This window comes from Pseudomonas sp. AC193, from assembly GCF_979258075.1.
The window spans coordinates 2,592,739-2,606,426 of record NZ_OZ409832.1 but is presented as its reverse complement, the minus strand read 5'-3'; the positions used below and the strand labels follow the sequence as shown (position 1 = coordinate 2,606,426).

General features: G+C 57.4%; 11 protein-coding genes and 2 pseudogenes. 1 reads left to right on the top strand and 12 read right to left on the bottom strand.

Translation table 11 applies throughout. From position 1 onward, the window contains the following. Nucleotides 1-31 precede the first annotated feature (31 nt). The 3 genes from nhaB to ACZZ0D_RS11695 form a co-directional block, all read right to left on the bottom strand. Nucleotides 32-1,534, bottom strand: a complete 1,503-nt coding sequence (gene nhaB / locus ACZZ0D_RS11705) for a sodium/proton antiporter NhaB (RefSeq protein WP_463553309.1) — start codon at nucleotides 1,532-1,534, stop codon at nucleotides 32-34. 188 nt (nucleotides 1,535-1,722) lie between these two features. Then, a complete protein-coding gene (locus ACZZ0D_RS11700) occupies nucleotides 1,723-3,012 on the bottom strand; it encodes a hypothetical protein (RefSeq protein WP_463553308.1) in 1,290 nt (429 codons plus the stop codon). Nucleotides 3,013-3,295: 283 nt separating this feature from the next. Further along, nucleotides 3,296-3,562 carry a hypothetical protein gene (locus ACZZ0D_RS11695; protein ID WP_053119811.1) on the bottom strand — a complete coding sequence of 89 codons (267 nt, stop codon included), beginning with the start codon at nucleotides 3,560-3,562 and terminating at the stop codon, nucleotides 3,296-3,298. Nucleotides 3,563-3,907: 345 nt separating this feature from the next. On the opposite strand from ACZZ0D_RS11695, the gene ACZZ0D_RS11690 reads away from it, so the two are divergent. Then, a complete protein-coding gene (locus ACZZ0D_RS11690) occupies nucleotides 3,908-5,233 on the top strand; it encodes a sigma-54 dependent transcriptional regulator (RefSeq protein ID WP_053119813.1) in 1,326 nt (441 codons plus the stop codon). Between the two features lie 78 nt (nucleotides 5,234-5,311). Here ACZZ0D_RS11690 and ACZZ0D_RS11685 read toward each other — a convergent pair. From ACZZ0D_RS11685 to ACZZ0D_RS11645, 9 genes and pseudogenes are all read right to left on the bottom strand, one after another. After that, nucleotides 5,312-6,627, bottom strand: a pseudogene (locus ACZZ0D_RS11685) (hypothetical protein). Between the two features lie 45 nt (nucleotides 6,628-6,672). Then, nucleotides 6,673-7,492, bottom strand: a pseudogene (locus ACZZ0D_RS11680) (hypothetical protein). A gap of 27 nt (nucleotides 7,493-7,519) precedes the next feature. Further along, entirely contained in the window at nucleotides 7,520-8,200 is a 681-nt protein-coding gene (locus ACZZ0D_RS11675) for a C39 family peptidase (RefSeq protein WP_053119820.1), read from the bottom strand. 64 nt (nucleotides 8,201-8,264) lie between these two features. Then, on the bottom strand, nucleotides 8,265-9,260 hold the full coding sequence (locus ACZZ0D_RS11670) for a heme utilization protein (protein ID WP_463553307.1): 996 nt from the start codon (nucleotides 9,258-9,260) through the stop codon (nucleotides 8,265-8,267). 68 nt (nucleotides 9,261-9,328) lie between these two features. Then, nucleotides 9,329-9,898, bottom strand: a complete 570-nt coding sequence (locus ACZZ0D_RS11665; protein WP_282357597.1) for an adhesin — start codon at nucleotides 9,896-9,898, stop codon at nucleotides 9,329-9,331. Nucleotide 9,899: 1 nt separating this feature from the next. Continuing rightward, nucleotides 9,900-10,349, bottom strand: a complete 450-nt coding sequence (locus tag ACZZ0D_RS11660) for a hypothetical protein (RefSeq protein ID WP_463553306.1) — start codon at nucleotides 10,347-10,349, stop codon at nucleotides 9,900-9,902. A 357-nt stretch (nucleotides 10,350-10,706) separates the two neighbouring features. Further along, the gene (locus ACZZ0D_RS11655) at nucleotides 10,707-11,231 is read right to left on the bottom strand and encodes an AAA family ATPase (RefSeq protein WP_463554800.1); all 525 of its coding nucleotides are present in this window, start codon (nucleotides 11,229-11,231) and stop codon (nucleotides 10,707-10,709) included. Continuing rightward, nucleotides 11,228-11,791 carry a nicotinamide riboside transporter PnuC gene (pnuC, locus tag ACZZ0D_RS11650; RefSeq protein WP_159811360.1) on the bottom strand — a complete coding sequence of 188 codons (564 nt, stop codon included), beginning with the start codon at nucleotides 11,789-11,791 and terminating at the stop codon, nucleotides 11,228-11,230. The genes ACZZ0D_RS11655 and pnuC overlap by 4 nt, the downstream gene beginning before the upstream one ends. Nucleotides 11,792-11,983: 192 nt before the next feature. Next, entirely contained in the window at nucleotides 11,984-13,618 is a 1,635-nt protein-coding gene (locus ACZZ0D_RS11645; RefSeq protein WP_463553305.1) for a methyl-accepting chemotaxis protein, read from the bottom strand. Between the last annotated feature and the right edge of the window lie 70 nt (nucleotides 13,619-13,688).

Below are 13,688 nucleotides of genomic sequence, written 5' to 3'. Positions count from 1 at the left end.
CGCGCGACAGCTCCTACAACGTGCACGGTGGTTAGAGCCAGTAGCTCACGGCGTACCAGCCCAGCAGGCCCATCACGAAGGTGTATGGCAGCGCCATCCACACCATCCGCCCGTACGACAAGCGCACCAGCGGGGCAATCGCTGAGGTCAGCAGGAACAGAAACGCCGCTTGGCCATTCGGCGTCGCCACGCTCGGCAAGTTGGTGCCGGTGTTGATCGCAATCGCCAAGGTCTCGAAGTGCTCGCGGCTCATGTGCCCGGCGAGGAAGGCCTGTTTCACTTCGGTGATGTAAATGGTCGCGACAAACACGTTGTCACTGATCGCCGACAGCACGCCGTTGGCGATAAACAGCATCCCCGGTTGTTGCTCGACCGGCAGGGCCAGCACCCACTGAATCAGCGGCGCAAACAATTGCTGATCATGAATCACCGCCACCACCGCAAAAAACACCACCAGCAATGCGGTAAACGGCATCGCGTCCTTGAACGCGCTACCGAGACGATGCTCATCAGTGATCCCGGTAAACGCTGTGATCAGCACGATCACCATCAGTCCAATCAGGCCGACTTCGGCGACGTGAAACGCCAGGCAACCAATCAAAATCAGTGCCGCCGCGCCTTGCACCAGCAAAGCGGCGCGTTGACGCGGGGTACGCTCGGCATCGTCTTCGGCGGCGTAATCGGCCAGCACCGCACGCACGTTGTCCGGCAGCAGCGTGCCGTAACCGAACCAGCGCAGTTTTTCTAACAGCACACAGGTCACCAGGCCAGCCGCCAATACCGGCAACGACACCGGCGCGACCTTGCTGAAAAACTCGCCAAAGTGCCAACCCATCTCATGGCCGATCAACAGGTTTTGCGGCTCACCGACCAGCGTGCAGACACCGCCCAGCGCCGTGCCGACCGCACCGTGCATCAACAGGCTGCGCAAAAACGCGCGGAATTGTTCGAGATCGTCGTGATGCAGTTTGGGTAGGTGCTGATCGTCGGCAAACTCGCTGTCCTGACGCGGATCGTTGCCCGAGGCAACGCGGTGATACACCGAATAGAAACCGACCGCCGCACTGATGATCACAGCCGTAACGGTCAAGGCATCAAGAAACGCCGACAGGAACGCCGAGAGAAAGCAGAACATCAACGCCAGCGCCGCTTTCGAGCGAACCCCCAGCAACAGCCGCGAGAACAAATACAGCAGCAGATCCTTCATGAAGTAGATGCCGGCCACCATAAACATCAGCAGCAGGATCACCGGGAAGTTGTGCACCAGCTCATCATAGAGAGCCTGTGGCGTGGTCATCTTCAGCAGCAGCGCTTCGATCAGCAGCAGGCCGCCCGGCATCAGTGGGTAGCACTTGAGCGCCATGGCCAGGGTGAAAATGAACTCGATCACCAGCAACCAACCGGCAGCGACCGGGCCTGCGGTGAACAGAACTACAGCATTGAGGATCAGGAATCCGACGATGGTCGCCTTATACCAACGTGGCGAATGCCCGAGAAAATTTTGCGCGAACGCCTGGGCCATTGAACCGGACATCGGTTGCTCCTTATCTTAAGAAGCGCGCAAGTTGCCGCATGTGTCGAGCAAGTTCAAGTTGTTAATGACTTGGCCCGGCCTTCCTTTGTAGGAGCTGTCGAGTGAAACGAGGCTGCGATCTTTTGACTTTAAAGATCGCAGCCTCGTTTCACTCGACAGCTTCTGCAGGTCGACCGTCCTGCAGCCCGTTATGGGTTGAGGTAGCGCGCGACCATTGCCCGGTAGTTGCCATCCAGTGAATAACCGCCGACCAGAATCCCGCCATCGGCTTGCAGGGCCAGTGAGTTGGCGGTGTCGAGGCTGCGTCCCAGGCGTGTGCGCAACCAGCCGCAGCCATCGCCGAAACTTGGGTCGAGGTTGCCGTCAGCCAAATAGCGCGCGACGATAAAATCCGCTTCAACGCCACCGATGGTCGCGCCGACTGCGATCATGCGACCGTCCGCCATGTGTTGCGCAGCGCTCCACTGGCAGCCGCTCGGGCCGATTTCCAGCAACTGCGCCAAACCGTCATGGCTGTGCAGATCCGGGCGACCGTTATGGTGCAGCGACAATGCCACGCAGCGAATCGGATCACGGCTGCTGCCGAAACAATGCAGGTGTTCCGCCGATTCAATCACCTGGCTGACCTGCGCGCTTCGCCCCTGAGCCTTGAACGCCATAAAACCGTCCACCGCAAAACGTTCATCCAGACTGCCGTCGGGCAGATAGCGCGCGAGCAGGCCCTCCTGCGGAAAGTCGATCGAACCGGCCACCACGATCCGCCCGTCCTCCTGCAACAGCAGGCTGCTGAGCCAGGTATTGAGCAATAGGTGACGGATCATCACAAAGCCACGGCCGTTGAACGTGTCGTCGAGACTGCCGTCGGGTTTGAGGCGAATCAGCATGCCGGCGTGGTCGGCCAGTTCGAAATGGTGGTTGGCGATCAGCAGGATGTGCCCGTCATCCTGCACAGCGAAGTCGCAGGCTTCGGCCCCGGGCACGCCCGGCGGTAGCCAGGTATCGCGCGAGCCCATGGACAGATTGCCCGGCAGGCGCACGACTTGCCGGCCATTGTCGCCGAAGGTCGGGTCTGGCTGACCGTGGGCATCGAAGCAGGCAAAGGCGGGAAGGGTTTGATGGGCGCTTTCATAATGCAGGCCGGCGAGCAGGATTCGTCCATCTGGCAATGCCTGCACTTTGCCGGCGGCTGCCTCGAAACCCGCGTTGAACTCACCGATCACGCTGCCCTGATGACCGAAAGAAAGATCAGCAGAACCGTCGGCCAGCAATCGCGCCAGGCCAAACCGGCTGCCATGAGCGGTGCCGATTTTTGCGGCGACCAATACACGACCTTGCTGATCGAGTGCCACGCCTTGCGTCATGCTCGACAGGCTGCCGGCGAAATAAACCTGCGCCACGCCGGTCGCAGCGAATGTCTGATCAAGATGTCCGACTTTATTTATGGGGGTTGCCAGCGCAAAAGCATTCGAGCTGAACATGCACGCATCTCCTTGCGAGTTGACCATAACCCGGGAGCCGGGTGGGTAACTGCATGAGCGGAACATTCAATCCCTGATAACAAAGAAGCACAACTGTAAGAACTAACAGGCGGAGGGTCGCACTGTGCCGAAACAGTGTCTTTTTGAACCAAATGCAAGCCTGCCAAGCAGTTATGCCTGGTTTCGTTGCTTAGCGATGTAAAAAGTGCGCGGGGTTAAAACAATAGGGCAACTAACCAAGAAGAGGGCGGATGACATTGAAGTCATCCGCAACGCCCTCTACTCAGTGCGGCATCGACCACGATTGCAGCTCGTAACCTTCTTCGCTCAATTGTGCGCGAGCTTGCTGCAAGACCAATTCAAGTTGTGCCGGATCCGAATAGTCACTGCTGGAAATCTGTTTGCGACCAATGTGATTGTTGGTGCGGTCGATGACGGTCAGGCTGACTTCGCCATTGCCGTCTTGTGGGGCCCAAGCCACGCACTGGAACGGTTTGAACGCGTGGTTGGCAATCAAAAGAGCTTCGTTGATACGGAGCGGGGCGGTCATGGGGTCTTCTCTCTGTCGTGCCCAATCAAGTGATGTGCCGTCGGTTGGGCTTACCGTTCGGCTGGTTACTTGTACTGATGCACGCAACCCGGTGACAGGTCACACCTGAAACAAAGAAATTTCAACTTTCTTTCATATACTCAGTTTGTCGACAGCTATTGAAAGCTGGCTGAAAGATTCAAAGTCGATAGCTGACTAACAACTTCGCTTCTTATAACTGGTTCGCTTGTATCCCTATAAGCAATCGATACAAGGCGCTGTCAAAATCTTGCTAATGTTACAGCCAGGTCTGCCAAATGACTGTTTTTACAATCATTTCTTATAATTTGGCGCCAAGGAACAGTCATGAGCGAAGCGCCTGCATTAAGACGTTTATTGGTCGTCGATCCTTGCGACGATTGTCATCGCCTGTTGCCCGGTTTACGTGCGATAGGTTGGGATGTCGACAGCTGTACTTTGGAAAACGCCGCTGACCGAAGTTGTGATGTTGGTTTGCTGCGCTTGCAGCCGTTTCACCTCGAACGCCCCGAAGCCGTCAAAGAACTGATCAGCCGCAGCGGTACGGAATGGATCGCCGTGCTGAATCAGGAAGTCCTGCGTTTACAGAACGTTGGCGACTTCGTTTGCGAATGGTTTTTCGATTTTCATACTTTGCCGTTCGACGTTTCGCGGGTGCAGGTCACCCTTGGTCGTGCGTTCGGCATGGCGCGTCTACGCGGGCAGGGCACGATCCACGTCGATCAACCAGAGCATGAGTTGCTCGGTGACAGTCGACCGATTCGTGAACTGCGCAAATTGCTCAGCAAACTGGCGCCGACCGAGTCGCCCGTACTGATCCGTGGCGAAAGCGGCACGGGCAAAGAGCTGGTGGCGCGCACCCTGCATCGACAATCGCAGCGGCACAGCAAACCTTTTGTAGCGATCAACTGCGGGGCGATCCCTGAACATTTGATCCAGTCAGAATTGTTCGGTCATGAGAAGGGCGCGTTTACCGGCGCTCATCAACGCAAGGTCGGGCGCATCGAAGCGGCCAACGGTGGCACGCTGTTTCTTGATGAAATTGGTGATCTGCCGCTGGAACTGCAAGCCAATCTGTTGCGTTTTCTCCAGGAAAAACACATTGAACGGGTTGGCGGCAGTCAGCCGATCCCCGTGGATGTTCGGGTATTGGCCGCGACGCACGTTGATCTGGAGTCGGCGATCGAGAAAAAGCGCTTTCGCGAAGATCTGTATTACCGGCTCAACGTGCTGCAAGTGGTCACCGCGCCGTTGCGCGAACGCCACGGTGATCTGTCGATGCTGGCCAACCACTTCTCGCATTTCTACAGCCACGAAACCGGTCGGCGACCGCGCAGTTTCAGTGAAGACGCGCTGATTGCGATGGGCAAACACGACTGGCCGGGCAATGTGCGCGAATTGGCCAACCGCGTTCGTCGTGGTTTGGTGCTGGCCGAAGGGCGACAGATTGAAGCGCGAGATCTGGGTTTGATCAGCCAGCAGTCGATCGCCACGCCGATGGGCACCCTGGAAGACTATAAAACCCGCGCCGAACGCCAGGCCTTGTGCGATGTATTGAATCGGCACAGCGACAACTTGAGTGTGGCGGCAAAAGTGCTGGGCGTTTCGCGACCTACGTTCTACCGGTTACTGCACAAACATCAAATTCGTTAAATCAAAAGATCGCAGCCTGCGGCAGCTCCTACATTGGGATAACCCTGTAGGAGCTGCCGCAGGCTGCGATCTTTTGCGTTAGAAGTAATACGGGAATTTCAGGCTGAAGGAAAAGTCCGGCGCATCTTCGGTCATGCCGATGGACAGGTTAGGCACGATCGTCAAGTTGTCGGTGGCCGCAATGGTCATACCGATGTTGAAGTAACCGGCGTTGGCGTCACTTGAGACAACCGACTCCCAATCGCCGCCATCCTGTTTGATCTTGCTCTTGCGTTGCACCAGGTCGGAGACCGAGAACGACATACTCATCTTCTCGTTCAATGCGAACGCTACACCGGCACCGATCTGGAAGCTGTCGCCCAGTTGCACTTTACCGCCAATTTTCTCGTTGACCCGTGGACTGATGTCGTCAAACGAATCTTCGAAGTTGTGGGTGTAGGACAAGCTACCAAAGAGCACGGCAGGGTCGAAGGTTTTCACCAGCGAGATGCCCGGCGTGATCGACCAGACACCGTTACCGGTTGGCAGGCTGTCAGGCACGAAGAGGTTGGTGTTGTCGCCCGGGGCCTGGCGCAGCTTGATCCCGAACGGGTCTTTGCCGGTTGGCGCTTTTACGCGCAACGTCACCACCGCATCCGGCAGGTTCGGCGATTCGTCGAGGAATTTGTAGGCAATACCTGCGTTGACATCGCCCAGGGTCGGATCCTGAGTGACATCCTGTTCACTGAGGGCGCCCGATGCGCCGCCTTGCGCGCCGCCGGACTGGTAAGTCGAGTCGCGGTAAATGACTGGAGCGTTGATATCGAACTGCCAACGGTTGTTGTAGTTGTAGCGTGCCGTCAGGTCGAGGGTCAGGTATCAGCCTTGATCCGGTCAAGGTTGATGCTGCCGAGAAAGATTGAATCCAGCGCCAGGAAGCCATTGAGCGCCAGTTGACGAGTGTCGTAACGCGAATAGGTGATACCGGTTTCAACGCTGAAACGACCGCCACCGAAGAAGCCGCTGGCCTCGTCGTACAGGTTGGACACCGATTGTGCGGGCTGCGAATCATCGGCCAGCGATTGGCCATAAGAACTGCCCGTGCCCCCACCGGCTGCGCCCCCCGACGCTGCTGCTGCACCAGTCCCTGTTGCGGCCGCCACTTTTTGAGTTCTGAGGTCTGCCGGCGATTTGACCAGGCGTTTGGGTTGCGGCGCAGCGGGTTGGTCTTCGACCTGGCGGACACGTTGTTCAAGGACCGCCAGGGCTTTTTGTTGCACTTCGTATCGTTGCTTGAGTTCCATCAGTTCTTGTTTTAGCGCTTCTACATCGGCGTCAGGTGCAGCTTGCAACATTGCCGCCGGGAGAAGCGTACTCAGACATACAGCAGCACGCAGTGATACTGATCGATACATGAAAAAGCCGTCCCTTTAAGCCCAATGATCGAGACTCAGCGTAGTTCAATATCCTATGTTGCGTAGGGCCCTGAGTTGAGTCAGGTTGCAATCCAGTGCGCCGGCACTCATGCCGTTATTGTTCAACACAACGTTGAGTTGAGTCATGTTATTGACCACGTTCGAACTGCCCAGCAAACGGGTGTTCTGCAGCAGCCCGCTCTGGGCAACCTGTTGCAGGGCGGTGCCCTGATTGCCGCTGGCCTGAATTGCCATTTGCACGCCACCGCCGGTAGCGGAAACCGCGACATTACCCGCGGCGTTGCTGCCGGTGATGGTCTGGCCTGCGATCAGGGCCTGGCCCTGGGAAGGCGTGATGGCGGGCGCCTGACTGGCTTCTTTGACGTTGATCGCAACATTGTTATAAGCCGTATTACTATCACCAGCGGCGCGCACGCTTTGCGTTACGCCTTGGCTGGTGTTGAGCGCTGCGCCACCGACGATAGTGCCGGTGCCTTGCTGTTGTGACCGGGGTGGCAGCGTCGCCATTACTGGCGCTGGCGACGGCGTTCTGCGCCGAGTTGACGATATTGCCGGCCTCTTTGATGGTCGAAACATAGAATTCGGGTTTGATCGTGGACTGCTGAATCTGCATCGAGGCGGCTGCACCGATCAGATCGCCACTGGCGTTGCGCCAGGTACTGCTCATAACAATGCCGAAGCTGATAATCCGCCCCGGCATCACATACCGACCACGCAGCTCAGAGAGCTCTTGATCCTTTATTTCGATGGGTTTAAATCCTGCATTGGCATAGCCTGACGCACTCGCGGCCAGGCAGGCGGCGGCCAGCCAGTATGAGGTTTTCATCTGCTGCTCCCGGGACATCCAGTCCCATTTTTTTATAAGCGGCGATTAGAAGAAGTCGCTCTGAATGAATCCGAAGTCCATCAATTCAGCATCTTTGACAGGGTTGAAGCCATCCAGCTTGTTCTTCGCGGTCAGCGGTACCGGTGGGCTGCGCAAGGCGTTTGCCTTGTCATAACCGGGGCCCACAATGGCGAAGACGATGCCGTTCCAACCTTTGACAAAATCATCATGTTTGTAGCGTTTGTGTCCCAGCACCGGGTCTCCGATATAAACCCAATCCTTATCCGAACGCTGTAGCACGACGAAATGCTTGTAGCCGCGAATTTCCATCAGTACCACCACCGGGATCGTTACAGCATCAAGCTTCTCCGGTGGAATCTTGTAGCCCCTGGCACGCATGCCGATGCTTTCTATGTAGCGCTTCATGTCGAGCATGGAAAAACCTTGAGTACGAACAAGGTCCTGGTCAGCGTTGACCAGCATGCCTTTGATGATGTGCTCCTCATCGACGTCGAGCCAATAGGCCTGGCGTAACACCGTCGCCAGTGCAGCAGCGCCGCAGCTGAAGTCGGTTTTCTGTTCGACGATGTCGGCAAACTTGCGCTCACGAATGCTCTGCACATCCTTGTAAATGAGTACGCCACCGGGGAGGGCGGCCACTGGCATTTGCGCGGCCTGGCTCAAGCCAGACAGGCAAAGCAAAGCGATAAGGGCAGTTTTACGCATGATCGATACGCCTTGGCGGACTGAAGGAAAAGCCCCGTTGCCGGGGCTTTCAGTTCGATCGCGATTACATGCAGGCTTTGCAACCTGCGGCGATGGACAGCGAGTTGCTTTGTTGGTTGCCAACACCGGCGGCGTTGTTGAAACCAGCGTTGCCGGAGAAGTTGTTGCCAACGTTGCTCAGGGTGGCATTGTTGGTCACAGGGTTTTTCCAGCCGTCTGGAGTCATCACTTGTTGAGTGGTTACGCCAGCCAGACCGAAGACACCCACAGCTTCGAAGGTAGCTTTCTGATCTTTGCTACCACCGCTGCCGCCGTGGCCTTTGTCGTCATAGCCGCCACCGCCGTGACCGCTATCACCTTTGATGGTTGCTTCGCCGACTGCGCCGAAGGCGCCGAGAGCGGCAACTGTGCCAGTGAGCGTAGTGGTTTTGTAGGTTTGAGTACCGGCGTTACCAACCGTCAGACCGGTGGAAGTCTGGTTAGCCGCTGCAGCAGCATTCGCTACACGACCACCCGACACTGCAATGGCGAGGTTGTTTTTCTGTTGGTTGAAGTTGCCAGCACTGTTGTTGATACCGATGTTGCCGGAACCAGCATTGCCGACGTTGTTCAAGCTTGCATTGTTGGTGGTCGAAGCATTGGCAACGGTGTTGCCGCTGTTAACCTGGGTAGCGCTGGAGACAGCGACCGCCGAGCCGAAGATGAAGCTTTCGTCAGCAGTGGCCAATGCAGCAGCGTTGTCTTGTTGGTTGCCGTCGCCGGCGGTGTTGTTCATGCCCAGGTTGCCGTTGGAACCGTTCGCCGAGTTATCGACAGTGGCATTGTTTTTAGTGCCCTGGTTGATAACGATGTTGCTGTTACTGTCTTGCGCATCGAGTACGGCAGCCCCAGCGCCGGCACCGATTTGCAGGAGTTCTTCCAGGGTTGGGCCTTTTGGTGGAGGAGGGTTGTGACCATGACCGCCATTGTTACCATGATCATTGCCGCCTGCTTGAGCCGCCATTGCCATTACTGCTGCAAGTGCGAAAACCAGTGGTTTGAGAGCCATTGTAGTTTTCATGGTGTTTCTCCGTGCTTATTAGTTGGTTAAGTGTTGGTACTTTCTAATTGCACTGCTTTTTATATGGGTCAGTCTGCGACCCGGATGCTCAGGGTGTTAGCCATTCGGTTCCCCACCCCGGCACTCTGGTTCACCTGGATTACCCCGCGGCTGCCGGTGAAGGCCTGATCACTTGTCGTGACCTGGCGGCTGCCGATTGAGGTACCAGTTGCTCCTGAGCTCGGTAACAACGCCACGTTCTGTTGCGAAAGGGCGCTATCGTCAACGCTCTGCGGGGCAGCACTGATGCTGACGCGCGTCACGTTGGCCATTTGGTTGTTGGCCCCGGCACCCTGGTTCACGCCCAGAATCCCGTTACCATTACTGAAAGAGTTGCCGCCGATGTTCGCGCTGGCATTGGCCGAGCGTTCGGCCGGGGTGTCGATGCGCTGAATCACGCTGGTCGATGCGCTGGCACTGGTGCCGATGGCGATCGCTTTGGTGTTGGTTTGTTGCATCTGGTCGCCGGCGGCCTGGTTAACGTTGTAGTTACCTTTGTATTGGATGCCGGTGTTCTGAATGTCTGCGTTGTTGTTGCTGGAGTCGGCCATGGCGCTGGTGCAGCTGAGCAGGGCCAGAATGAGTAGAGTGCGATTCATCTCATTGGCCTCCAGCCATGCGGGTTAGCGGGGCGAGACCGGTGCTCAGAGAGCGATTGATGGTGTTGGAAATGCTGCCGCCGCTGCCGCCACCGTGACCGGCACTCATACCGGGCAACCCGTTGGGGTTGGTGATGACGTTGGTACCGGGCAGCGCACCGTTTTGATTCATGATGGTGCCGCTGATGGAGGAACCGCTGGCGACGCTGGCAAACTCGCCATCGCTGAGTTCACCGCTGTTCACGGCCTGAACGACTCGCGCCGAAGGGTTGGCATTGACGGTGGTTGGGTAGGGGTCTTTGCCCCTCTCGCGGCCGATCGAATGAACCTGGACATCGCGATTGAGCACAATCACGCCGTTGCCTTCGGCCTGAGCGTAAAAACTGATGAATGTGCTGGCTGCAGATCCGATCAGCACCAGGCAGGTGAAGCCTTTTTTGATATTCCCCACGGCGGCAATTCCTTCTTCAGTGGGCTGGCCCTAGTCAGCGTTGGGAAGGAGAGAGCGAAAGCTGTGCCGCTTTTTAAAACAGACGGTTTTTCAATGGGTTATCGGAAAAGTTCGCAGGGCTGAAACACGTGATGTTTCATCGCTGAAACAGTGCTTGGCCAGAAGACCTGTCTGTTCGCTGAACAAAGCTCTGGAACAAGGGTTTGCGGGGATGTGTTTCATCAACGTAACAAGCGGCATGACAAAACGATGAAGGGCGTTGAAACGGCCACTTTGCACTCGGGCGAGTGTTTCAGAAACGGACACAATTGCCCCAGAACAGGGGAAATTGGTGGGGCAAAAGCCCCACGTCGCTGATCACTCAGCCAATAGATGTGCGACCGCGGCTACGGCTTGCGCCTGTCGCTCGGCCCAGTTGCCTTGAATGATTTGAAAGGGCTGCCGGTGTTTTTCCAGCCAGTTTTGTGTGGCTCGAAAGAACGCCAGACGTTCCTGCAGATCCGGTTGGCAGCGCTGACCGTCATCCGTCCAGTCGATCTGCTCAGGGGACAGCAACAGGTGCAAATCGTAATGCCGCGCCAATAGCTCGGGCTCCAGCCAGTCCGGACAATCACCGAACAGCGTCTGACTCCAGAGGATATTGCTCAACAAGTGGGTGTCGAGAATCAGCAGCGCTGGCCGCTGCGCGCGTGCCTCGTCTTCCCATTGCAACTGGCCACGGGCGATCGCGGGAATGTCAGCCAGACAAGTATCGCGCGGATTCTCTTCGATGAACCGGCGCACGTACTCATCCACCCGAACCCCGCCAAACTGCTTTTGCAGGCCGGCAGCGAGCCAGCTCTTGCCCGTCGATTCAGGGCCGGTGAGCACCACGACTTTCATGTGCGCAACGCCGGATCCGCCCGCCATTCGCGCCAGCCTTGCACCGCAATCAGGGTGAACAAGGCGTACAGCGCAGCGGTGAGGTACAGGCCTTTATAGATGAACAACCCGACGAAGATCACATCCAGCACAAACCACAGCGCCCAGCATTGCAGACGTTTCTGCGCCATCCACAACTGCGCGACCAGGCTAAAACCGGTGAGCGCAGCGTCGAGCCAAGGTTGCGCAGCATCCGTCCAGTGCGCCATCGCCGCGCCCAGCAACAAACTGCCAACCGCGCCGACACCCAGCCCCAACAGAATCGAACGCTGATCGAGGCGGGTGACCTGACGCCCGTCATGCATCGTCCCGGCCCGCGTCCACTGCCACCAGCCGTAGACTTGCAGGGCGGCATAGATCACTTGCAGCAACATGTCCGAATACAGCTTCACCTCAAAGAAGATCCAGCTGTAGAGCAACACCATGACCAGCCCGATCGGCCAGCACAGCGGATTCTGTTTAACCGTCAGCCACACGGCAATCACACCGAGAGCGGCGGCAAACAGTTCGAGCCCGGACATGAGTCTTCCTTGGGGGAGTTGAAGAGGGGGCGGATTGTAACCAAAACCTCTCGAATGAGGTTCACACAATCAACTGGCACACCACCAAAAACCTGTGGGAGCGGGCTTGCTCGCGAAAGCGCTGTATCAGTCAAGTAAGAGGTGACTGACAGGACGCCTTCGCGAGCAAGCCCGCTCCCACAGTGAAATGCGTCAAACGCGGAATTGGCGCAGCAAGCCGTTCAGCTGTTCGCTGAGTTGCGCAAGCCGTACGCTGGCCACACTCGACTGTTCCGCCGCCAACGCCGTGCTGTGCGATAGCCCGGCTGCTTGGGTCACGTTCTGGTTGATGTCCTCAACCACATGCGCCTGCTGCAGCGTGGCGCTGGCGATCGACGCATTCAAACCGTTGAGATTGCGCAGTGCCTGGCCAATCGCACTCAAACTGGCCCCGGCCAGTCCTGCTTGCTCAATGGTCAGCTGCGAAGCCTTGCTGCTGTCGCCAATCACCTTAACGGCGGCTTCGGAATGATTCTGCAAACGCTCAATCATCGTCTGAATTTCCGCCGTCGACTTCTGCGTCCGTTGCGCGAGCAATCGAACCTCATCCGCCACCACCGCAAAACCGCGACCCTGTTCGCCAGCACGCGCCGCTTCGATAGCAGCGTTGAGCGCGAGTAGATTGGTCTGCTCGGCAATCGAACGAATCACTTCCAGCACACTACCAATCTGCGTGCTTTCAGCAGCCAATGTGCGAATCACTTCAACCGCCTGACCAATCGTCCCCGACAGTTTGTCGATCTGTTGCAAGCTGCCATCGATATTGATCTGTCCCTGTTGTGCCTGCGCTTCGGCGTCGCGCATTTCCGCGGCCGCGTGCTCGGCGTTTTTCGCCACGTCCTGCACGCCGTAGGTCACCTCGTTGATCGCGGTGGCCACCAACTCCATTTGCTGCGATTGCTGCTGACTGCGTTGCTGCGCCTGCGAGGCATCGTTGCCCAGTTCGCTGGACGACACGCCCAGCGCACTGGCCGAGACCTGCAAGTCGCCGATCACCCTACGCAGCTTGGCCGTGAAGGCGTTGAAGTGGTGCGCCAGCTCAGTGACTTCGTCCTGACCGTGGGTATCGAGACTGCGAGTCAGGTCGCTTTCGCCGCTGGCGATGTTGGCCATGGCGTTCACGGTTTCCTGCAACGGCCGCACGATGCTGCGCGCAATCAGAATCACCAGCAGCGCCATGATCACGGCGATCGCCAGACCAATCGCCGAGGCTTTGATCACCTGGCCCTGAAATTCGGCCTGTACGTCGTCGATATACACGCCGGAGCCAAGTACCCAGCCCCACGGCTCGAACAGTTTGACGTAGGAGGTCTTGGCCACAGGTTCGCTGGCACCGGGTTTTGGCCAACGGTAATCCACCATGCCGGCGCCCTTGGCTTTGGCGATGGCGACCATCTCGTTAAACACCGCAAAACCGTCCGGATCGCGAATTGCCGAAAGGTTCTGGCCTTCAAGTTTGGGGTTGGTGGGGTGCATGACCATCACGGGCGTGAGGTCGTTTATCCAGAAATAGTCGTTCTGGTCATAGCGCAGGCCGCGGATCGCAGTCAGCGCCTGCTTCTGCGCAGCCTCTTTGCTCAGGGTGCCGGCGGTTTCCAGGTCGTGGTAATAGGTCAGCAGGCCGCTGGCGGTTTGCACCACATGCTGGGTTTTCTGGGCTTTGGCATGATAGAGATCGGCGTGGATCTGCTTGAGCATCAAGGCGCCCAAGGTCAACAACATCACCACCGCTACCACCAAGATGAGCCACAAGCGTCGGCTGATCGACACACTGCGCAAGCTGTTCATAACGCTGTCACTCCGGGTTCTTTTTATTGTCATAAACCATCGCCAGCATCCAACCACGATTCGGTGATGC